General features: G+C 52.0%; 20 protein-coding genes and 1 pseudogene. 9 read left to right on the plus strand and 12 right to left on the minus strand.

Features of this window, described 5'->3' with window-relative positions; all coding sequences use genetic code 11:
• The first annotated feature begins 34 nt into the window (after positions 1-34).
• Positions 35-1024: an AarF/UbiB family protein gene (locus H7C19_RS01850; RefSeq protein WP_313731266.1), complete on the plus strand. Its 990-nt coding sequence runs from the start codon at positions 35-37 to the stop codon at positions 1022-1024.
• Positions 1025-1075: 51 nt separating this feature from the next.
• Here H7C19_RS01850 and H7C19_RS01855 read toward each other — a convergent pair whose 3' ends face one another.
• The 6 genes from H7C19_RS01855 to H7C19_RS01880 all read right to left on the minus strand — a co-directional run bounded on the left by H7C19_RS01855 (position 1076) and on the right by H7C19_RS01880 (position 6751).
• Positions 1076-1852 carry a class I SAM-dependent methyltransferase gene (locus tag H7C19_RS01855; RefSeq protein ID WP_185140830.1) on the minus strand — a complete coding sequence of 259 codons (777 nt, stop codon included), beginning with the start codon at positions 1850-1852 and terminating at the stop codon, positions 1076-1078.
• A gap of 176 nt (positions 1853-2028) precedes the next feature.
• Positions 2029-2814: a DeoR/GlpR family DNA-binding transcription regulator gene (locus H7C19_RS01860; RefSeq protein WP_185140831.1), complete on the minus strand. Its 786-nt coding sequence runs from the start codon at positions 2812-2814 to the stop codon at positions 2029-2031.
• Positions 2815-2818: 4 nt separating this feature from the next.
• Entirely contained in the window at positions 2819-3862 is a 1044-nt protein-coding gene (locus tag H7C19_RS01865) for an ABC transporter ATP-binding protein (protein WP_185140832.1), read from the minus strand.
• A complete protein-coding gene (locus H7C19_RS01870) occupies positions 3859-4665 on the minus strand; it encodes an ABC transporter permease (protein WP_185140833.1) in 807 nt (268 codons plus the stop codon). The genes H7C19_RS01865 and H7C19_RS01870 overlap by 4 nt, the downstream gene beginning before the upstream one ends.
• Positions 4662-5474 (minus strand): ABC transporter permease, encoded by an 813-nt coding sequence (locus H7C19_RS01875; protein ID WP_246469266.1) that lies wholly within the window; start codon positions 5472-5474, stop codon positions 4662-4664. The genes H7C19_RS01870 and H7C19_RS01875 overlap by 4 nt, the downstream gene beginning before the upstream one ends.
• Before the next feature lie 173 nt (positions 5475-5647).
• Complete coding sequence (locus tag H7C19_RS01880; RefSeq protein WP_185140835.1) at positions 5648-6751, minus strand: ABC transporter substrate-binding protein; 1104 nt, start codon at positions 6749-6751, stop codon at positions 5648-5650.
• A gap of 362 nt (positions 6752-7113) precedes the next feature.
• On the opposite strand from H7C19_RS01880, the gene H7C19_RS01885 reads away from it, so the two are divergent.
• Positions 7114-8442 (plus strand): cytochrome ubiquinol oxidase subunit I, encoded by a 1329-nt coding sequence (locus tag H7C19_RS01885; protein ID WP_185140836.1) that lies wholly within the window; start codon positions 7114-7116, stop codon positions 8440-8442.
• Positions 8443-8454: 12 nt separating this feature from the next.
• The gene (locus H7C19_RS01890) at positions 8455-9471 is read left to right on the plus strand and encodes a cytochrome d ubiquinol oxidase subunit II (protein WP_185140837.1); all 1017 of its coding nucleotides are present in this window, start codon (positions 8455-8457) and stop codon (positions 9469-9471) included.
• A gap of 182 nt (positions 9472-9653) precedes the next feature.
• On the opposite strand, the gene H7C19_RS01895 is transcribed toward H7C19_RS01890, so the two are convergent.
• From H7C19_RS01895 to H7C19_RS01905, 3 genes are all read right to left on the minus strand, one after another.
• Entirely contained in the window at positions 9654-11177 is a 1524-nt protein-coding gene (locus H7C19_RS01895; RefSeq protein WP_185140838.1) for a malate:quinone oxidoreductase, read from the minus strand.
• Between the two features lie 251 nt (positions 11178-11428).
• On the minus strand, positions 11429-12109 hold the full coding sequence (locus H7C19_RS01900) for a VOC family protein (RefSeq protein ID WP_185140839.1): 681 nt from the start codon (positions 12107-12109) through the stop codon (positions 11429-11431).
• Between the two features lie 126 nt (positions 12110-12235).
• Positions 12236-12832 (minus strand): TetR/AcrR family transcriptional regulator, encoded by a 597-nt coding sequence (locus H7C19_RS01905; RefSeq protein WP_185140840.1) that lies wholly within the window; start codon positions 12830-12832, stop codon positions 12236-12238.
• 225 nt (positions 12833-13057) lie between these two features.
• Here H7C19_RS01905 and H7C19_RS01910 point away from each other — a divergent pair, with 225 nt between their 5' ends.
• Positions 13058-14557, plus strand: a complete 1500-nt coding sequence (locus H7C19_RS01910; protein ID WP_185140841.1) for a DHA2 family efflux MFS transporter permease subunit — start codon at positions 13058-13060, stop codon at positions 14555-14557.
• Between the two features lie 136 nt (positions 14558-14693).
• Here the strand turns inward: H7C19_RS01910 and arsM are convergent.
• From arsM to H7C19_RS01925, 3 genes and pseudogenes are all read right to left on the minus strand, one after another.
• Positions 14694-15317: pseudogene (gene arsM, locus H7C19_RS01915) on the minus strand (arsenite methyltransferase); the annotation flags it as partial.
• 13 nt (positions 15318-15330) lie between these two features.
• Positions 15331-15681, minus strand: coding sequence for an ArsR/SmtB family transcription factor (locus H7C19_RS01920; protein WP_185140843.1), 351 nt, complete (start codon positions 15679-15681; stop codon positions 15331-15333).
• Positions 15682-15692: 11 nt separating this feature from the next.
• The gene (locus tag H7C19_RS01925; RefSeq protein ID WP_185140844.1) at positions 15693-15884 is read right to left on the minus strand and encodes a hypothetical protein; all 192 of its coding nucleotides are present in this window, start codon (positions 15882-15884) and stop codon (positions 15693-15695) included.
• 177 nt (positions 15885-16061) lie between these two features.
• Here H7C19_RS01925 and H7C19_RS01930 point away from each other — a divergent pair, with 177 nt between their 5' ends.
• The 5 genes from H7C19_RS01930 to H7C19_RS01950 all read left to right on the plus strand — a co-directional run bounded on the left by H7C19_RS01930 (position 16062) and on the right by H7C19_RS01950 (position 20076).
• Complete coding sequence (locus tag H7C19_RS01930) at positions 16062-16388, plus strand: ArsR/SmtB family transcription factor (RefSeq protein ID WP_185140845.1); 327 nt, start codon at positions 16062-16064, stop codon at positions 16386-16388.
• A gap of 13 nt (positions 16389-16401) precedes the next feature.
• Positions 16402-17694 (plus strand): arsenic transporter, encoded by a 1293-nt coding sequence (locus H7C19_RS01935; protein ID WP_185140846.1) that lies wholly within the window; start codon positions 16402-16404, stop codon positions 17692-17694.
• 36 nt (positions 17695-17730) lie between these two features.
• Positions 17731-18156 carry an arsenate reductase (thioredoxin) gene (arsC, locus tag H7C19_RS01940; RefSeq protein WP_185140847.1) on the plus strand — a complete coding sequence of 142 codons (426 nt, stop codon included), beginning with the start codon at positions 17731-17733 and terminating at the stop codon, positions 18154-18156.
• A 343-nt stretch (positions 18157-18499) separates the two neighbouring features.
• Positions 18500-18910, plus strand: a complete 411-nt coding sequence (gene tnpA / locus H7C19_RS01945) for an IS200/IS605 family transposase (protein WP_185140848.1) — start codon at positions 18500-18502, stop codon at positions 18908-18910.
• Complete coding sequence (locus H7C19_RS01950; RefSeq protein ID WP_185140849.1) at positions 18907-20076, plus strand: RNA-guided endonuclease InsQ/TnpB family protein; 1170 nt, start codon at positions 18907-18909, stop codon at positions 20074-20076. The genes tnpA and H7C19_RS01950 overlap by 4 nt, the downstream gene beginning before the upstream one ends.
• The last annotated feature ends 211 nt before the right edge of the window (positions 20077-20287 follow it).

Genomic DNA, 20287 nt, shown 5'->3' on the forward strand with positions numbered 1-20287 from the left:
TATGTAGATGTTGCTTGGTCATATACCTGTTCAGGTGAAGATCCCCCACATCTACCGAGAACTCAGCAACGCGAAAATACTCGTCATCGCGTACATGGAGGGCGTAAGCGTCAAGAGCGGCACGGCGATTCTGGATGAACGCGGTATCGATCGGCTGGAGGTTCAGCGACAAATCTTCGATTGCATGTTGGAGCAAATTTTCATCTGGGGCATTTTCCATGCCGACCCTCACCCCGGCAACGTCTATATTTTGAATGACGGAAGGCTCGGAACGCTGCAGCAGGACGCCCTGAAGAGGCTGCTTATCGGATTCGAACAGCGCAATACGCATGTCATCATGGATGCGCTGTTGCAACTGGTCGAGCCGAAGCAGGAGATCGAAAAAGAAAGCTTGGAACAATCGCTCAGCCAGTTGTTGGTTCAGTCGGCTTCGGCTTATAACGCGACCGGAAGCTCGGATGCGTTCATACAAGGACTGTTTCGCATGATGGGGGAGTTCGGATTTTCGTTCTACTCGAATGTCGCGGGCGCGTTTCGTTCACTGATAACGCTTGAGGGCACCATGATGCAATTGAATCCTTCGTTCAGCTTAATGGACGAATCCCGCCGATTCGCAAGGGGGCACACGGCGGATTTCGTCCCGATCAGTGAATTCACCGATCTGAGGAAAACGGCAACGAACGAATTGCTGGAGCTGCTCCCCGTCATTCGCAGACTGCCGCGGCGACTCGATCATCTCGGGTCCATGCTGGAGAAGGGCGAGATTTCCGTTAAGATCGGCTTTTTCTCCGACAAGGCCAACACCTCATTCGTGACGAAATGGATTTCACAAGCTTTGCTTGCTTTCGTCGGGACGGCGTTCGGAGGCATCTCCATCGGATTGCTTAGTTTGAGCGGCCATTACGCTTGGGACCAGTTCAATATCGTGGGCCTTTTCGGATATGCCGGCATAGTGATCAGCGCGGTCCTGTTCATCCGGGTTGCCATCCATGCGGTGCGGAATTTGAAGCAAATCAAGGAGTAGCGAAGTGGATTTAAGTGGTGGTCGAGCCGAAAGAGGAATCGAGGACGTTCATCAAAGATGGGGTTCCAGGATCGAAGGTGAATCCATCGCTTTTCGTCCCGTTATGATCCGTACCGGAGGAAACATTAGCCAGTGCGGCCCGACGATCCGCACCTCGATAGCGCCGAGTCGTTCGAATGCATCCGAATACTCCTTCACATGTTGGAAATCGAGGACTGCGAAACGGCCGCCGGGCTTCAGTACGCGCATAATCTCGCTTAAAGCCCGACACCGCTCTTCAGAGTTAGGGATGTTATGAATGACCAGACTGGAAACGACGACATCGAAGTCGTTGTCCGAGAACGGCATTCTCCGTGCATCGCCATCCACAATCTCCACTCGCTCGGCCACCCCTTCCGTCCGGGAATTTGCTCTCGTCGCATCGGGGTCGTTCCCTGACTGATCCTGCTTGTTCCAAATATCGATGCCGACTGCCTTTCCCACGGTTAGCCTGCGGGCCGCTGCATTCAGTACAAAGCCCCGGCCGCAGCCGACATCGAGCACCTTCTCCTTGCCCTGCAGCGCGACAAGATCAAGCAGCCTCTCCCGCTCGCGAAACTTCCCTACTTTGCTGCTCCATATCATATAAAGTGCTTCGGCCGAAACGACCAGAAAGGAGACCAGGAAAACGAGGCTAATCATCACCCCCAACCAATGCAGCCGTTCCTGGAAAATGAAAAAAAACACTACGCCGAGAAGAAGAAACCCGGCTCCCATCAGCAACAGGTTGCGTACGACGATAGGAGCGTCAAGGCCGTAGTCTCCCCGCCGTTTTTGAATTTGATCCATTTCACTCACCTCCAGAAACGATTCGACCACATAAATTGTACCAAATAATGGCGGTCATTTGCAGAGGTTTTCTTAACGACTGGTCTATACCCGGCACTTCCGAAAATCCGTGACCTTTTTAAAACCAATCAGCCCACGCACCAAACCCAAACAGCTGCTCCGGCGCTGGTTTCAGCTTATCTGGCTTCCAGCCAGCGAATCGAATGAGCCTTCAGAGCGGCGCCCCATTCCTTGGGCGGGGCGACGTTGCAGACGATCGTATGAAGCTGCTTGAGGGGAGCGATCTCCGCGAACGTCTCCTTGCCGAGCTTCGAATCGTCCGTCAGCACGATCGCTTGATCCGCCGCTTCGATGAAGCGGCGCGACATCTCCGCTTCGTTCAGATCGAAGTCGCTGATGCCTCTCGCGAGCGAAATGCCGCCGATCGAAATAAACGCCTTGTCTACGCGAAACTGCGAAAGCATTCGCTCCCCGGCGGTGCCGGACAATGACTGCTGCTCCGGGTTCAATTCTCCGCCGATGACGATGATCTTGCCGGAGAACTTGCCCGAATTGAGCGATTCCATCAAGTAATAAGCGACCGCGATCGAGTTGGTCAGCACCGTCAGCCGCTCGCGCCCGACGATCGACTGGGCCAGCTGCAGCGCCGTCGTGCCGACGTCGATGGCGATCGTGTCGCCGGACGCGATCAGCCCGGCCGCCGCCCGGCCGATCTTCTCCTTGGCTTCGGCGTGGAACTGCTGCCGCTGCAAGTAGGGCGGTTCGAAGCCTTCGGGTTTCACCTGCACCGCGCCGCCGTAGACGCGCCTGGCCAGCCCTTCCCTTTCGAGCAGGACGAGATCCCGACGGATCGTCTCCTCGGACACCGAACATTGAACCGACAGGTCGAGCACCTTGACCTGACCGAACATTTTGAGCTGCTCCGAAATAATCCGCTTCCGTTCCTCGGACGATATCGACATCCGCTTAAGCCCCTTCCTTATCCAGAGACAGCAATTGCGCGGGGTCTACCGAGAGACGGACGCTCCTTCCAACGTTCATGCCGATGAGCCTTCCGTCGTTCAGCCGATCGACCGTCAGCCGGACGCCGGACACGTCGATCGCGTACCGCACGATCGTTCCGAGGATGGAGACGGCGTGAACGGTTCCTTCCGCCACTTTGCGTCCGCTATTTCCGTCGATGCGGTCGTCGTCCGCTTCCAGCAGCTTGACGGACTCGGGACGAAGCGCGAAGCTGTCGGCCGTACCGTCTACCCGCTCGAACAGACGAAGCGCTTCCTGGCGGGTCAGCACGTTATAGCTCCCCATGAACCGGGCCACGAACTCGGTTTCGGGCTTCGTATAGATCGTTTCGGGATCGCCTTGCTGCACGATTTTACCGCGGTTCATAATGCAGACCCGGTCCGACATCGTGAGCGCCTCTTCTTGGTCATGCGTCACGAACAGCGTCGTCATGTTCAGACGTTTTTGAATTTCGCGAATTTCCGTCCGTAGGTTTTTGCGAATTTGCGCGTCCAAAGCGCTAAGCGGCTCGTCCAGCAGCAACAGCTTCGGCTCGACCGCGAGCGAACGGGCTAGCGCGATCCGCTGCTGCTGCCCGCCGGAGAGCTGGTGCGGGTAAGCGTCGCGCTTCGCCTCCAGATCGACCAAGGCGAGCAGCGCCTCCGCCCGCTTGGCTCTCTCCCGTTTCGATTGTCCGTTCATTCTCAGGCCATACTCAACGTTCTCGCCCGCCGTCAAATTCGGAAATAGCGCATACGATTGGAACACCATTCCGACTTCGCGCGCGCGCGGCGGAAGTTGGGTCAGATCCTTTTGCCGCAGCGTGATGCTCCCGCCGTCCAAATCGGTTAGACCGGCGATGCAGCGAAGCAGCGTACTTTTGCCGCAGCCGGAAGGGCCGAGCAGCGTGACGAGCTCCCCTTCGGCAGCCTGCAAGTTCACGTCGTCGAGCACGCGCGTCTGCGCGTACGTTTTGCTGATATGGCGCAAATCCAGATAGGCACTCATGGCCGGGTCCCCCTGTTCAAACGTCTGCCTAACTTCAACAAAACCATGGACAACAGCAGAATAAAGACAAAATAAGTGATTCCGATCGCGCTGGACAGATGCCCGCTTTCTCCGGACCGCTGGTACAAATACACCTGAATCGTCGGGATGTGCGCGCCGACCAGCATGTTGGTCAGCACGAACTCGCCGAACAGCACCGAGAAGGACAGCAGCGTCGAGATCATGACCCCGGGCAAAATATTCGGAAACACGACGGTCAAGAAGGCCTTGATCGGCTTGGCTCCGAGAAGCTCGGCGGCTTGCATTAGCTCCGGCGCGGAGACGGTCAGCATGCTGTTGCGAAGTCCCTGATACATATAAGGGAGAACGGCTACGAAGTAGGCTCCGATCAGAAGGTAGGCGGTGCCCGCGATCTCGATCGGTCCGGAGGAATACGTGCGGATCAGGCCTACCGCCGCTACGACGCCGGGAACCGCGTAGGGCAGCACGACGATGCCTTTCATGAACGATTCCCACTTCGGGAAGTAAACCGTCAGCACGAATACGGCGGGCAGCATGACGACGAGGCTCAGCGCCACGCTAATCGCGCACAGATAAAACGAATTCCACAGCGCGATAAAAAATCGCATATCCGTAAACATGGCGTTGAACCACTCGAGCGTCCATTGCTTGGGCAGCAAGGTATTTTGCCAGTTTTTCGCGAACGCGTATAGACCGGTGGCCGCAAGCGGCAGCAGCAAGTAGACGAGCAGCAGAACCTGGAGCGAAACATGGCCCCAGCCGGCTCTCGGTTTTTCCGTCATCCGACTCCCTCCCCGGACGTCAAATATTTCGCGGCGCGCTTCGTCATCCAATGGTTCAGGAATACGGCGAGCAGCGTCGACACGGCGAGCAGCACCGCCAAGGCGCTTCCGAGATTCGGCTGGTTCGTCACGTCGCCCGCCACGAGCGAGCCGATCCGGATGACGAGCAGGTTGTAGTTGCCGCCGACCAACGCGTAGGCCGTCGCATAAGCCCCCATGGCATTGGCGAACAGAATGCCGAGCGTCCCGAAAGCGGACGGCGCGAGGATCGGCAGGCCGACCGTACGCCAGAACTGCCAGGAGCTCGCCCCGAGCAGCGACGCGGCCTCCTTCCACTGCTCGCGGATGCCGTAGTAAGCTGGATACAGCAGCAGCATCGATAGCGGAATCTGAAAGTAAACATAGACGAGAATAAGACCCGACCAGCTGTATAGATTAAAATCGGCGAACGCGCTCCAGCCCCACTGACGGAACAGTAGCGTGAACACGCCGTTGGCGCCGAGCAGGATAATATAGGCGAAGGCAAGCGGGACGCCGGCAAAGTTCGAAGTCATGTTGGACAGCATGAGCAGCCGATCGCGAATGGCCGGCGAGAAGCGGGTAACGGAATAGGCGCAGACGAGCCCGACGACGATTCCGATCAGACTGGAATAGGCCGAGATCAGCAGGCTGTTCTTGATCGCTTTTAGATAGAAGGGGCTGTGAAGAGCGGTGTAATAGTTGTGCAGCGTAAAGCCGGAGCCGACATCCGGCCGAAAGCTTCCCGAGATCATCGACAAGACGGGAGCCAGCTGAAAGGCGAGCACCATGATCGCGAACGGGACGAGGCCGACGAACACCCATCGGTTGCGGCGCTTCCGCCGCGGTTTATCCTTGCTATTCACGTGTTCACTCTCCATCGCGCTTATATTAAGGAGCGCCTTCGCCGCGGGGACGAAGGCGCTTGTGGCACTTCATACGATATTCGGTTCTTCCCGGCGAATTAGTTCATGTGGACGAGAATGCGGTCCTGCCATTGCTGCGGAAGCGATTTGGAAGTCTCGTCCCACACTTTATAGTCGTCGACCGGCTTCGCGTTCTTGTATTCTTCCTTCGGAAGCAGCTTGGCGGCGACGTCGTCCGGCAGCTTCACGCTGTCGCGGATCGGACGGGCATAGCCTTTCGCGAGATTGATTTGGCCTTCGTCGCTGAAGATGTATTCGCGCGTCAGCTTGGCCGCGTTCGGGTGCGGGACGTACTTGTTGATGATCGTCGCATAGCCGCTGACGACGCTGCCTTCCTGAGGAACCGCCACTTCGAATTGGTCTTTGTTGATTTGGTCGCGGTAGTTCAGCGCGTTGAAATCCCACAGCAGCGTAACCGGCACTTCGCCTTTCTCGATGTTGGCGACTTTCGCGTCCGCGTTGGACAGACGGCCTTTCTTGGCCAGGTCTTCGAAGAACGCGATGCCCGGCTCGATGTTTTTCTCGTCGCCGCCGAACGCGATCGCGGCGGCCAGGACCGCCATTTGCGCTTGAGCGGCCTTCGTTACGTCGCCCACGACGATTTTGTAATCGCCGTTCTTCAGGTCTTCCCAGCTCTTCGGAGGGTTCTTGACTAGGTTCTTGTTGGTCAGGAAAGAGATCGTACCTTGGTAGCCGACCACCCAGTGGCCGTCCTTGTCCTTCGCCCAATCCGGCACTTCATCCCAATGGGACGGCTTGTACGGCTGAGTAACGCCTTTGTCGATCGCCACGTTGCCGAATGCGATGCCGACGTCGCCGATGTCGGCGGTAGGCTTCTTCTTCTCGGCGTCGAATTTGGCGATTTCTTCGGCGCTGGACATATCGGTATCGGAATGCGAAATCGCATATTTCGTCTGAATGTCGTTCCAGGTGTCTTTCCAGTTCGCCCAATCGTCCGGCATGCCGACGCTGACGACGGAGCCTTCCTCTTTGGCTTTCGCTTCGATGTCGGCAAGCGAAGCCGCCCCGTCTGCGCCGCTGCCGTTTGCGTCGTTACCTTTGTTCGTGCCGCAGGCGCCCAATACCATTACCATCGACAGCGTCAGCGCGACGATCCATCCCTTTTTCCTACCCGGTTTCATGAATGCTCTTGTCCTCCCCATGTGATCTGTTGTGGGTTTCTGACAGACTCTTGTTGGTTGCTCCCCTCTTAAACTTTAGGTGTTGACTGTTTTCGCAGCATCAAAGCCGATAGGACATTGTGTTAAAAAATAGGGCGAATCCGTAAAATTTTAGAACAAAAGAAAAACCGCCTCAATGGAAACGGCGGTTGAACGTAATTGAAATGGATAATGGGGCTACCGTCATCAAATGGAGACGTTGAGCAAAAAGGCTCGAACCAGTTCCACCCATGTATACTTTATGGAAAAGCAAGGAATATTAGCGTTGGAAGACGGAGGCATCATTTGTTGTAGATTCATCATGTAGAGACAGGAGGGTTAACGTGAGTGCTCTTGATTGGAGCCGCGGCTTGACGGAAATGACGCTTGCTTTTCATATCTTGTTCGCCACGGTTGGGGTTGGCATACCTCTTTTCATATCCATCGCCGAATGGATAGGGATAAGAAAAAAAGACCCTCATTATACACTCATGGCACGACGTTGGACACGCGGCTTTGTCATTACCGTAGCAGTAGGTGTGGTTACCGGAACGTGTATAGGTCTTCAGCTCAGCCTGTTATGGCCGGAATTCATGAGATTTGCAGGCAATGTGGTCAGCTTGCCGCTCTTTTTGGAAACCTTTGCGTTCTTCTTCGAAGCCATTTTTCTTGGTATTTATCTTTATACATGGAACCGTTTCTCTAATCCATATGTTCACTGGTTATTGACCCTTCCGATCATCATCGGATCATCCGCCTCCGCGTTGTTTATTACGATGGTTAATGCTTTTATGAATACTCCGCAAGGGTTTACCCTCGAAAATGGGAAGTTGACAAATCTTGATCCGCTCGCTGCAATGTTCAATCCGGCAACGCCTTCCAAAGTGGCTCATGTCCTGTCTTCCGCTTACTTAACCTCGGCATTTCTGCTTTCCATGATTGCCTCATTCTCCATGCTGAGAGGACGCAACCATGAATACTACAAAAAGTCGATTCGACTCAACATGCTGATTGGACTGATCTTAGCAGTGGCTACGATCTGGATCGGAGATGTTTCAGCCCAATTTTTGGTTGAGAAGCAGCCTGAGAAATTGGCGGCGGCCGAGTGGCATTTCGAGACCGGTAATCGAGCATCGCTTATTGTTGGCGGTCGATTGGATCCGGTCACGAAGGAGATCACGGGGGCGATAAAAATTCCTTGGGCGCTTAGCCTTCTCGCAACACGCGATCCAAACGGAACAGTTATCGGGTTGAACGAATTTCCGAAAGACGAGTGGCCTCCGTTGTATGTGCATTATTTGTTTGATGCTATGGTAGGCATCGGATTTTACTTGTTGGCTATTCCCGTTTTGTTCCTCATCATGACCCGAATGAAGCGATGGAACGCATTCAATCGCTGGATGCTTGGGGCAATCCTTGCGGGGGGGCCGTTTTCTTTGCTTGCCATCGAGCTTGGTTGGTTTTATGCGGAAGTTGGCAGACAACCATGGATTTTAAGGGGATATATGCGTGTATCCGATGCGGCGACAACGAACCCCAATGTCGGAGTCACGTTTTGGCTTTTCGCCGCTTTGTACCTCTTGTTGGGTATTGTTTGCCTGCTCGTACTGAGTCGGTTGTTCCGGAATAAATCGGCGGAGCTTGAGCTAGAAGAACGTCGAATCATCTTGTAGGAGGGCATGCGAATGTCTCTTGATCAAATTGGGATTACCGTTCTTTGGGTATTCCTTTACGGTTACTTGATCGTTGCGTCCATCGATTTCGGTGCGGGGTTTTACGCTTATTACGGCAAGGTAATCGGAATCGAAACCGTTATTGGACCTGTCATCTCCAGATATTTGTCGCCGGTATGGGAAGTTACGAATGTTTTTCTCGTATTCTTTTTCGTTGGTATCGTCGGGTTTTTTCCGGAAACCGCCTATTATTACGGAACCGCATTGCTGATCCCCGGAAGCATCGCACTCATTCTGCTCGCCGTCCGGGGATCCTTCTATGCATTTGCTAATTATGGCGCGAAGAAAAATAATCTTTATCTGCTCGCCTATGGATCGACGGGGCTGCTCATACCTGCGGCTTTATCTACCGTGTTTACGATTTCGGAAGGCGGGTTTTTGTCCGTTCGCGGAAACACCGTCACGCTGCTGATGGAGGAACTGTTCTTTAGCGCCTATTCTTGGGCTGTCGTCCTTCTTGCCGTTTCGAGCGTTCTATTTATCAGCTCGACTTTTTTGACGTATTACGCTGATCATGCGGGAGACAGGAAGGCACGTGAATGGCTTCGCTCTTTTGCGTTATGGGGAGGCATACCTACGATTATCTCCAGTCTCTTCGTCTTTATTGCCCTTCGCAATCATAATCGGGCGCATTTCCAAAATACGCTTGAGCTATGGTGGATGTTCGGCTTGTCGCTTGTAAGTTTTTTAATTGCCATTGGGCTGATTGGGTATCGGAAAAACTATGGCACGGCATTTGTGATGGTGATGCTGCAATTTGCATTTGCATTCTTCGGTTATGGGACTTCCCATCTTCCTTATTTGCTTTATCCCTATTTAACGCTTTCGAGCAGCGTCACGAACCCGGCCATGGGACAGGCGTTAGTCGTATCGTTTGTGGCTGGACTCGTTCTTCTGATACCGGCGCTTGTGCTGCTGCTCAGACTGTTTTTATTTAATGCCAAGTATGTGAAGGGGGAAACGTCATGAATGTCTTTGATCGTCAGGATACATGGCTAATGCGTCTTTGTTTCGGAATCGCTGTTTTGCTTTTGTTATCTGCCATACGATATGTGCTTTAAGAGAACTGAGGAGCCCCATTCGGCTCCTCAGCAATCGAATTCCTTTATTCCCTCCAAAAACGGACGGATGGGTTAGAATCGCATGTTTCTTTATTGCGTAAATGCAGGCGTCTTTTCCTCATGTTCCCAAACGTCATGAGTTAGACCAAGCGTCCGCGCTGTCGAAGTATGAATATCGCGGATGAGCTCTGGGTTCTTCAATAGCGCTACGCCATAGGAAGGAATCATTTCTTTGATTTTCGGCTCCCACGTTTTTATTTGTTGCGGGAAGCATTTATTGATGACTTCAAGCATGACGGAAACGGCGGTTGAAGCACCCGGAGAAGCGCCGAGCAGTGCGGCGATCGAGCCGTCGGCGGCACTAATCACTTCCGTACCGAATTGAAGCGTTCCTTTGCCGGCAGCCGTATCTTTGATAATTTGCACGCGTTGGCCCGCTACAAGCACATCCCAATCCTCGCTTTTGGCGTTCGGGACAAATTCCCGCAAAGCTTCCATACGCTTTTCTTTCGATAACATCACTTGTTTGATCAGGTACGTTGTCAATGAAGCGTTTTTTACGCCTGCCGCCATCATCGTTACGAGATTATGCGGTTTGACGGAAGTGATCAAATCGAACATGGAACCGAACTTCAAAAACTTGGGCGAGAAGCCGGCGAACGGTCCAAATAACAACGATTCTTTATTGTCGATCACTCTGGTGTCCAGATGCGGTACGGACATCGGAGGTGCTCCGACCGGAGCTTGGCCGTATACTTTTGCATGATGCTTCGCGACAATATCCGGGTTTTGACAGACCATAAATAGTCCGCTTACCGGAAATCCTCCGATCGCTTTTCCTTCCGGGATACCGGATTTTTGCAGCAAATGGAGGCTTCCGCCCCCGCCGCCGATAAAGACGAATTTGGCAGTATGGCGTTCGACGGTGCCGCGATCGGCATTCCGCACTTTCAATTCCCACGAGCCGTCGCTCGTACGCTTGATATCATCCACATGACGATTGAATTGGATGTCGACGTTCTTACTCTTTAAGTGGGCTAACAATGTGCGCGTTAAGGCGCCAAAGTTGACATCCGTTCCGGATTCGCTTCTTGTTGCCGCTATAGGTTCATTCAGTACCCGGTCTTTCATCATAAGCGGAACCCATTCCGCTAGTTTGGCCGGATCTTCGGAATATTCCATGCCATGGAATAGCGGATTGTTAGACAACGCTTCAAAACGTTTTCTTAAAAAGGTTACATCTTTTTCCCCATGGACAAAACTCATATGAGGCACGGGTACGATAAAGTCCCGCGGATTCCGGATCAGATTGCTGTTAACAAGATAAGACCAAAACTGCCTTGAAACTTGATACTCTTCATTAACCTTTATAGCTTTGCTAATATCTATGGATCCGTCTGGCTTTTCGACGGTATAGTTAAGTTCGCATAATGCAGAGTGCCCCGTTCCCGCATTATTCCATTCGTTCGAGCTTTCTTCTCCTGCGATTGCACGTCTCTCAAACACGGTAATTTCCCAATCCGGCACTAATTCTTTTAGCAGCGACCCCAAAGTCGCACTCATGATTCCGGCACCAATTAAGATAACGTCTGATTTCGTTTGTTTGTTGCTCATCTTTACCGTCCTTATACCCTAATATTTGCAGAAGGGATGTAGGCGCTCCTGCCTAAACGCCATAGCAAGCCAAGGCGCGACCTAGGCACGCACCTTTGCTGGATCAATTATAACCTGATCTTAGTATATCACTATTATTATAGATTATAATATTTCTCGCATTTTTTACAGAAGTACTTTCAAAAAAATGAGGTGATTACCCCGCGAATATATGATTTCCTCGAACATTGATTTCGGTTTTCAGCCCTTCATCATTCAGAATAACTTCTTAATTCGTATAGACCGCCCTGAAGCCAAACGCTGGAGGAATCTGCACCTTTCATCGAGACACTGGTATCGAAAGCGTCCGGTACCCGACCGTCCGGGAACCAGGGCCGTTGTTTATTCACCACGATCAGCACCCCTTCCGCGTCCCCGAGCGGTGCGAATTGCTGCCCGTCCCCGCCCCACTGGTTAAGTTGGAACGCATCGGTGAGATTCCTGACGGCTGCCGGGACATCGTCCACGGGTAGGCCGATCTCGCTGATACGCAGCAGATGCTTCGTCCCGAAAGCTTCGGTAGTCGCATTGTCGAGTGTGTGGTGTGCGATGAACTCGATCAAGTTGTCGTCTGGGTCGTAGAAGTAAAGTGCCGTTGCATTCCAGCTCTCGAACGGAAACTCATCCTGTCCATCCTTGGAGAATAGCGGGATGCCCCGGTCCTTCGCCCATTGCTTTGCTTCAACGAACTTATTCGTTGGAATCGTGAACGCAACGTGATAAAACGGGTTCTCTGCGGAGGTGATCTCCCGGAAGGCAAGGACGGATTCCCCCGCTTGGAACGACAGCTGCGACGGTTGATCGGCAAGAACCTCCAGCCCTAGCAGGGAACCGTAGAAGGCTTTCATTGCATCGAATCGATGCGTGCGTAAGCGTACTTCTGATATTTTCATTTGGGTCACCTTCCTTATGTGTACATCGCTTAAGCGCGCCAATATACCTAGCCTTTCCAGCTTTCACCACATCATGCAAGGCTTCCATCGTCTCTGCGATGGGCATCATCCTTGATCGACCGTCTTTTACGACTTCATCTGATGATAATGACGCAGCAAGGCAAACTGTTTGGCGAGAAAAAGCGGAGTATACGGCATATCGTTGCGCAGCCAAGTGATGATCGTGCCGATCAATGCGGAGGAACCGTACCAGATGGCGATATCTCTCTTAATTCCCATGGCTGCGATGGCGGATTCAGTATCCGAGCGCTCCAGTCTCTCGGTTACAAGGCTCGTTAACAGCTTTAACAGACGTTCCGTAAAGACCGTCGTTCGCTTCGTGGCGAGAATGACTTTATAGAATCGGGAGTGCTTGGCGATATATTCGAGCAGATTCACCATCAATGGCCACTCTACATCCGGAGAGGCGGCCGATTGCGATTCGGGCGAGCCGATGATCGAAGATATGTCCTCGATCATTTCATCCGCCATCTTCTCCATCATGTCCGGGATGTCCCGATAATGCAGATAGAACGTGACTCGGTTAATGGTGGCGCGTTCGGCGAGTCGATTCACCGTTATTTTTTCGACCTCCATTTCCTCCAACAGCTCCACGAAGGCATCCCGAAGCATCCGGCGCGTGCGGACAATACGAAGATCAGTGCGCGGGTTTGCTTGATCCATCCGATCGAATCCTTTCTATTTCCATATTCAGCTACACATTTCCGGAAAGAGTCGAACTTCTTCAAATTAATTTACGGATCAGTTTGCATGTGCCTACTAATTGACATTTCGTAAAAAAGTGTCAATTGCAAACCTCGCCAATCTGGATAAAATCTAATTTATGCCGTGTTAATTATATTACACTGTGTAAATTTAGTCCACGTTCGGACGTTGAAAGGATGAAGCATGTTGAGTAAAAGCTTGACCGAAGACAGCAGCAGTTCCATCAAGAAGGGCCCGATTCTATTCATCATGATTTTAGGGGCGTTCCTCGCGACCCTGAATCAGACGGTGATGACCGTTGCCGTTCCGGAACTCATGATTGATTTTGATATTTCGGCGACGACGGCCCAATGGTTGACGACCGGCTATATGTTGGTGAATGGCGTTTTGATTCCGATTACGGCATTTTTAATGCGGCGATTTACCACGCGCGAGCTGTTCCAGACTTCCATGATTATTTTTCTGGCCGGAACCCTCACTTCGGCGATCGCAACGGGCTTCCCGGTATTGCTGACCGGACGACTCATTCAAGCGGCCGGTGCAGGGATTATCATGCCTTTGCTGATGAACGTCATTCTGACGCTCTTTCCTCCGAACAAGCGCGGGGCCGCGATGGGCATGGTCGGATTCGCCATCATTTTCGCCCCTGCGATCGGACCGACGCTTGCCGGTTACATCATGGAGAACTTTGCTTGGCAATCGATGTTTTACGGCATGCTTCCTTTCGTCGTGATCGTTATCGTCTTGGCCTTTATTTATCTGAAGAATGTATCGGAAAAAGAATATCCGAAGATCGATGTGCTCAGCGTCGTTCTGTCAACCGTCGGGTTCGGCATGCTGTTATACGGCTTCAGCCGCGCCGGCAGTCAGGGATGGTCGAGTACGGAGGTCATCGTGTCCCTGATCTCGGGAGCCGTGGGCCTTGGCTTATTCACTTGGCGGCAGCTGGCTTCTCGGAATCCGCTTCTCGATCTTCGGTCATTCAAGTACAACATGTTCACCTTGACTACCCTAATAAATATTGCGGTGACGATGGTGATGTACGCGGACATGATGCTGTTGCCGCTATACCTGCAGAATATTAGGGGTTATACCGCCATGGAGTCCGGCTTGCTGCTGCTTCCCGGCGCGCTCGTGATGGGCTTCCTCATGCCGGTTGCCGGCAGGCTCTTCGACCGATTCGGGGCGAAATGGCTGGCCGTCATCGGATTGCTCATTACGCTCGTCACGACCATCGGGTTTGTCGACTTGACGGATTCGACCAGCTATACGTACCTGGTCCTCATGTCGACGGGCCGCCGTATTGGGATGGCCTTGCTGCTTATGCCCATTCAGACTGCCGGCTTGAATCAGTTGCCGTCCAGGCTAAACGCGCACGGCACCGCGATATCCAACACCATTCGGCAAGTGGCGGGTGCCGTTGGCACGTCCCTGCTGGTAACCGTCATGACGAGTCGTACGAAAACGCATCTTCAGGATATGATTGCCGGAGGCGCGGCGACCTCGAAAGAGCATATGATCAAGGAAGCGACCATCCAGGGGATCAATGACGCTTATCTGGTGATTATCGGGATCGGTATCGTCGGCCTGCTGCTCTCTTTCTTTATCAAGCGTACGCAACAGCCCCATGAAGAAGGGAAAAGCGCGTTGACGGAGATGAAGGTCAAAGTTAACGAAACTTAAGGATATATACAAGTGAACGGCCCCTCGTCGAACCGGGGGCCGTTCCTATTATTGCCGACCGTGAGCGACTTAACCGAAGAAGCCTTCACCTTTGCTGAAATGGTTGAAGGCTTCTTTATCGGTCCGCGAGATCTCAGCTTGCTAAAGAATCCATATCCGCCCTAATCGCAACCGGAAGCTCAGCTGTTGTCACCACGTCCGAAATGGCCAACCTGCCGCCCGGCTTCAATACGCGGAACGCTTCGCGAAATACTTGTTCCTTATCCGGAGACAGATTGATCACGCAGTTGGAGATGATCACATCGACGATGCGATCCTGAATAGGCAGATGTTCGATCTCGCCAAGCCGGAATTCAACGTTCTCGTATCCGTTCTTCAAAGCATGGATACGTGCCTTGCTTACCATCTCCGGCGTCATATCGACGCCGTAGACGCTTCCCGTCTCCCCCACTTGCTTGGAAGCGAGGAAGCAATCGAATCCCGCTCCGCTCCCCAAGTCGAGAACAACCTCCCCTGGCTTGAGCGCTGCAATGGCTTGCGGATTGCCGCAACCAAGGCCGAGATTAGCCCCCTCCGGAACGGCTGTTAATTCTTCATTCGAATACCCCAGTTTGGAGGAAACCTCATCTGGCGTCCCGCAGCAACTTGACGCTGACGGAGACGGCGAGCAACAGCTTGCGATAGCGGTGCTCTGAAGCGCGATTTGCTTGTAGCGATTGCGCACGTGTTGACGTACCTCATCGTTCTGCACTTGACTCATATCGATCTCCTTTTTAGCAACAACCCGTCGTTGGGCGATCGTCGACTTTACGGAAGATGCAGCATAGTTCGGGGGACAGCAAGCCGTTCACTTCATCGTGGTTCAATTCGTAATAGCTCCAGGTTCCTCTCGTTTCTCGCGCGATCAAGCCGGCCTCGAGCAAGATCTTCAAATGGTACGACAGCTTGGACTGAGTCATCTCGACCACATCGGTCAGATCGCACACGCATACACTGCCTCTTTGGGTGAGTTCGTACATGATCTGCAGCCGCTTTTGATCGGCGAGGGCTTTAAACTTGGCCTCATACTTCGAGAAGTCGACGGAGCCGGGAGCAGATGCGATAACCGGAAGTGCTTTGATCATTTTCATTCTCCTTAACAGCAGGCAGCGCAGCACGCCGCGGCTGGATTGACTTGGAGGACGACTGGCTTCGCTTCGAAGTTCGGATTTGGGATAACCGTTTTGACAGCATGATGAAGACTGGCCCATTTCCAGGCATGACGGGCTTGGTTCTCGATCTCGGCTTTTTGATCCATCATAAGCTGCTCCATGGCAAATACGTTCATGCAGACACGCTCCATTAATCAAATTAATTTGATTTTATGGATTGATCTTACCATGGGGAAAGAAGGGATACAACGGTTAAATCAAAAATATTTGATCAAAAGTTGTTGCTTATATAACGAATAGCTTATATAATCAGCAATGCGAACAATCGATCTGATCTGAAAGGAGTGAACGCCATGGGCGCACCCCCTATTTCCATTGCCGAAATGTCGGAAACCTTAAAGCTTCTCGGCCACCCCATGAGGCTGACGATTATGGCAATGTTAAGGGAAAAGGAAACGTGCGTTTGCGATATCGTCGATGTCCTCGATACGACGCAGCCCAATGCAAGCCAGCATCTGAAAAAGCTAAAAGACGGCGGCCTCGTCCATGAAACGCGACGCAGTCAATGGATTTATTATTCGTTAAACCTCGATGACAAACCTTATCTAACAGAAATGATCGAACAGCTTCCGTCGATGCGGGAGAAAATGCAGCAGATTCATTCGAAGGGCTGCTCTTAACTAGGAGGCAACAATGCTCGCGGTCGCTACGCTCATCTTCATACTAACGCTTATATTGGTCATTTGGCAGCCCAAGGGGCTGAACATCGGTTGGTCTGCATGCGGGGGAGCCGTCATTGCCTTGATCTGCGGCGTGGTCGATGTTAACGACGTATGGGACGTCACCCGGATCGTGTGGAACGCCACGCTCGCATTCGTCGCCGTTATTCTCATCTCTCTGGTCTTGGACGAGATCGGATTCTTCGAATGGGCGGCGCTGCATATGGCTCGGTTTGCCCGAGGAAATGGACGTCTCATGTTCGTCTATGTCATCCTGCTCGGCGCTGCGGTAGCCGCTTTCTTCGCGAACGACGGAGCGGCTTTGATCCTAACGCCGATTGTGTTGGCGATGGTTCGCGCTCTACGATTCGATGATCGCATGATACTTCCGTTCATTATGGCCGGCGGATTCATATCGGATACCGCCTCCCTTCCCTTGGTCGTCAGCAACTTGGTCAACATCGTATCGTCCGACTTCTTCGGTATCGGGTTCGTGGCGTATGCCAGCCGCATGATCATCCCTACTCTCTTCTCGATTGCCGCGAGCTTGCTTGTGCTTTTCTTGTTCTTCAAGCGAAGTATTCCGAAGCAGTATGACTTAAGTCAGCTCCAATCGCCAAGCGCGGCCATCAAGGATAGGCGTTTGTTCAAGATCTCCTGGATCGTGTTGGGCGTGTTGTTGGCGGCCTATCTTCTGAGCGAGTTCATCCGAGTGCCGGTCTCCATTATCGCCGGCGCAGCAGCCCTTGTGTTTCTGTTGCTGGCCCGTCAGAGCCGAGAAATTCATACCTGGAAGCTTGTAAAAGGCGCCCCATGGGCGGTCGTCACCTTCTCTATCGGCATGTATGTCGTCGTATATGGACTTCGGAATGTCGGCCTTACAGACGAGCTTGGGGTCGTATTCAAATGGTTGGGGGAACAAGGTCTGTTCATGGCTGCGGTAGGCTCCGGATTCGTCGCCGCGATCCTCTCTTCCATCATGAACAACATGCCGACGGTGATGATCAACGCGCTCGCGATCGACGGTACCCGCCCTGCCGGCATCATTCGCGAAGCGCTGGTCTATGCCAATGTCATCGGGTCCGATCTAGGGCCGAAGATCACGCCGATCGGTTCGCTCGCTACCTTGCTCTGGCTGCATGTCCTATCCGGCAAAGGCGTCAAGATCACTTGGGGAGCTTACTTTAAAACAGGCATCATTCTTACAGTTCCCGTCTTGTTCATTACGCTCGCGGGATTGTCCTTATGGCTCAAAGTCGTTGGTTAACGCACGCTACTTAAACACGCAAAGGAGCAATCGACAATGGAAAACAAACCCCTCGTCTATTTCTTGTGCACCGGAAATTCTTGCCGAAGCCAAATCGCGGACGGATTCTTAAAAGCGCTTGGCGGGGATCGGTACGAAGTCAAAAGCGCAGGATTAGAGGCGCACGGCCTGAATCCGCGTGCCGTTCAAGTCATGAATGAGGCCGGCGTCGATATTAGCCGCAACACATCGGACGTGATTGATCCGGAAATTCTGAGCCGTGCCGCCTATGTCATCACGTTGTGCGGCCATGCGGACGAGCATTGCCCGGTCATCCGGAATCCGAACGTCATCAAATGGCATTGGGGATTTGAGGATCCGGCCAAAGCAACGGGCAGCGAAGAGGAGATCATGGCGCAATTCCGTGCCGTACGCGACGCCATTCAAGCACGAATCGAGAAGTTCGTTCAGGAGGGGCAATAAAGGCTGAGACCTCGAAAGTCAAAGAAAGCCGCGTATTAGATGTTCCAAAGATGTTCCCATCATGAACGCAACAAACCCCCCATTTCAAATATGGGGGGTTATGTTTGTTCTAGGATAGGCCGCTTACGTTTTCGTCCACTAGCGTCCAAATGCCATTCTCTTCCGACACCTATTAGGCAACAGCTAATCAGTGACTTTCCGTTTAACAGCATTCCGAGAGAAGTCCCCTTCCTCTACAGGGAGGGGATGAAGATCGGTCAGGCGAAGCCTGAAAGCTCTTATTGCTCTGCATTGTGGCAGTTTGATATAATCAGTCTTAGTTAGACATAAGGTTGGTGTATCAATGAAATTAGACACAAATAACCATTCAGTATTCTTGCTAAACTACCATCTCATACTTTGTATCAAATACCGCAGAAAAGTGATTACGAACACGATCTCCGAGTATGCGAAAGGCGTTTTTGAACGTATTGGAGAAAACTATCATATTACGGTGAGCGAGTGGAATCACGATAACGATCATATCCATGTGCTGTTCAAGGCGCACCCAAACACGGAACTATCCAAATTCGTCAATGCGTATAAGAGCGCCAGCTCTCGCCTTATCAAAAAAGATTTCCCCGCTGTAACAGAGCAACTATGGAAAGAATATTTCTGGTCGAAAAGCTACTGTCTGGTCACAGTGGGCGGCGCACCTTTGGAAGTATTGAAAACGTACATCGAGAATCAAGGGAAGGAGGAGAAAACAAGATGATTCGGTGCGTCAAAACGGCGTTTCAAACTTCAAAAGCCGATCTGGAACGGCTGTTTGCGTGCAACCGGATATCAGCGGAAATTTGGAACCGGTGTCTGTCTATCGCTAAGAACTATTCCGTCCAGCATGACGGCAAATGGATAGGGAAAACGGTGCTTCAAGCCGCATTGAAAAATCAATTCCCGTTGCACTCCCAGTCTGTGCAGGCGGTGTGCCACAAATTTCTATTTGCCAGGGACAGTGCCAAACAAGCTAAAAACCAAGGTTGGGTTGCCAAATACCCGTACAAGCAAAAGAAACACTTCAACACGAAATGGGTAGACCAATCTTTCAGAATAGAGGGTAGCGCCCTATACTTAAGTCTGGGTATTCAGAATGGAAAACGGCAACGACCGATCAAAATCACCGTCCCTAACTTGCCAGATGCAGAAATCAAAGAAATTGAACTGGTTTATGACCGAAAACTGATGGTGTCTATGAGTTATGAGGACGGAAAAGTGGCACCAGTAAACGCTGGAAATCAGGTAGCAGGTGTTGATCTGGGGGAAATCCACTCGATCGCGGCAACGACCGAAGAAAACAAGTCGATCATCATCACGGGAAGAAAAGCAAGAAGCATCCACAGACTGCGAAACAAAAAGCTGGCAGAAATCCAGAAGCTGATGAGCAACTGCAAAAAAGGCAGTCGACAATGGAAAAAGTACAATAGAGCTAAAAAGTACATGCTCGGCAAAAGCGACCGTCAACTCAATGACGTGATTCATAAAACAACAAGACAATTCGTACAGTGGTGTACGGATAACGAGGTAAAAGAGGTTGTTGTCGGCAAAGTGGAAGGAGTGCAACGCCACACGAAAAAGAAAAAAAGAAAGACCGTGAACCAAAAACTGTCCAACTGGCGCTTTGGCAAGATTCAGAAGCAGATTACATATAAACTTGAAGAACATGGAATAAGCGTAAAAATGATCGACGAAAGCTATACCAGCCAACAATGTCCTTGTTGCGGTAGAAGGAAAAAAACTTCTACAAGAAATTACACCTGCCCCTGCGGCTACGAAGAACACCGGGACGTTCACGGCAGCAAAGGGATTTTGTCCAAATATCTGCATGGAGATATCCGATATTTGGGGAAAACGAAAACGATCAAGTATCTACGGATCGCTTAGCGAGAAGTAGTAGATGGTGAGTTCCCACCCCCTCGCAAGAGTGTTGCTTACTGAACCATGCAGTTCCGTTTCCGCATATAGCGAAAGCAAGTAGCCAACCTATTTGCTTGTAGAAAGGTACTGTAAGGCTAGTAAGAAACCTCTGCCTCTAAGCGATGCGTAGGCAGGGGAGGTTCATCGAACAAACGATAACAGAAATAGAAGACGAACA

The organism is Cohnella nanjingensis (genome assembly GCF_014212125.1).
In the GTDB taxonomy this organism is placed as follows: Bacteria; Bacillota; Bacilli; order Paenibacillales; family Paenibacillaceae; genus Cohnella; species Cohnella nanjingensis.

Bases quoted from the DNA above. Each gene is read 5' to 3' on its own strand.
- H7C19_RS01930 (WP_185140845.1), top strand. From the start codon at position 16,062: ATGGGCGCACCCCCTATTTCCATTGCCGAAATGTCGGAAACCTTAAAG.
- H7C19_RS01920 (WP_185140843.1), bottom strand. From the start codon at position 15,681: ATGATCAAAGCACTTCCGGTTATCGCATCTGCTCCCGGCTCCGTCGAC.
- H7C19_RS01950 (WP_185140849.1), top strand. From the start codon at position 18,907: ATGATTCGGTGCGTCAAAACGGCGTTTCAAACTTCAAAAGCCGATCTG.
- H7C19_RS01870 (WP_185140833.1), bottom strand. From the start codon at position 4,665: ATGACGGAAAAACCGAGAGCCGGCTGGGGCCATGTTTCGCTCCAGGTT.
- H7C19_RS01875 (WP_246469266.1), bottom strand. From the start codon at position 5,474: ATGGTGCTCGCCTTTCAGCTGGCTCCCGTCTTGTCGATGATCTCGGGA.
- H7C19_RS01865 (WP_185140832.1), bottom strand. From the start codon at position 3,862: ATGAGTGCCTATCTGGATTTGCGCCATATCAGCAAAACGTACGCGCAG.
- H7C19_RS01890 (WP_185140837.1), top strand. From the start codon at position 8,455: ATGTCTCTTGATCAAATTGGGATTACCGTTCTTTGGGTATTCCTTTAC.
- H7C19_RS01860 (WP_185140831.1), bottom strand. From the start codon at position 2,814: ATGTCGATATCGTCCGAGGAACGGAAGCGGATTATTTCGGAGCAGCTC.
- H7C19_RS01900 (WP_185140839.1), bottom strand. From the start codon at position 12,109: ATGAAAATATCAGAAGTACGCTTACGCACGCATCGATTCGATGCAATG.
- tnpA (WP_185140848.1), top strand. From the start codon at position 18,500: ATGAAATTAGACACAAATAACCATTCAGTATTCTTGCTAAACTACCAT.
- H7C19_RS01935 (WP_185140846.1), top strand. From the start codon at position 16,402: ATGCTCGCGGTCGCTACGCTCATCTTCATACTAACGCTTATATTGGTC.
- H7C19_RS01925 (WP_185140844.1), bottom strand. From the start codon at position 15,884: ATGAACGTATTTGCCATGGAGCAGCTTATGATGGATCAAAAAGCCGAG.
- H7C19_RS01905 (WP_185140840.1), bottom strand. From the start codon at position 12,832: ATGGATCAAGCAAACCCGCGCACTGATCTTCGTATTGTCCGCACGCGC.
- H7C19_RS01895 (WP_185140838.1), bottom strand. From the start codon at position 11,177: ATGAGCAACAAACAAACGAAATCAGACGTTATCTTAATTGGTGCCGGA.
- H7C19_RS01880 (WP_185140835.1), bottom strand. From the start codon at position 6,751: ATGAAACCGGGTAGGAAAAAGGGATGGATCGTCGCGCTGACGCTGTCG.
- arsC (WP_185140847.1), top strand. From the start codon at position 17,731: ATGGAAAACAAACCCCTCGTCTATTTCTTGTGCACCGGAAATTCTTGC.
- H7C19_RS01855 (WP_185140830.1), bottom strand. From the start codon at position 1,852: ATGGATCAAATTCAAAAACGGCGGGGAGACTACGGCCTTGACGCTCCT.
- H7C19_RS01910 (WP_185140841.1), top strand. From the start codon at position 13,058: ATGTTGAGTAAAAGCTTGACCGAAGACAGCAGCAGTTCCATCAAGAAG.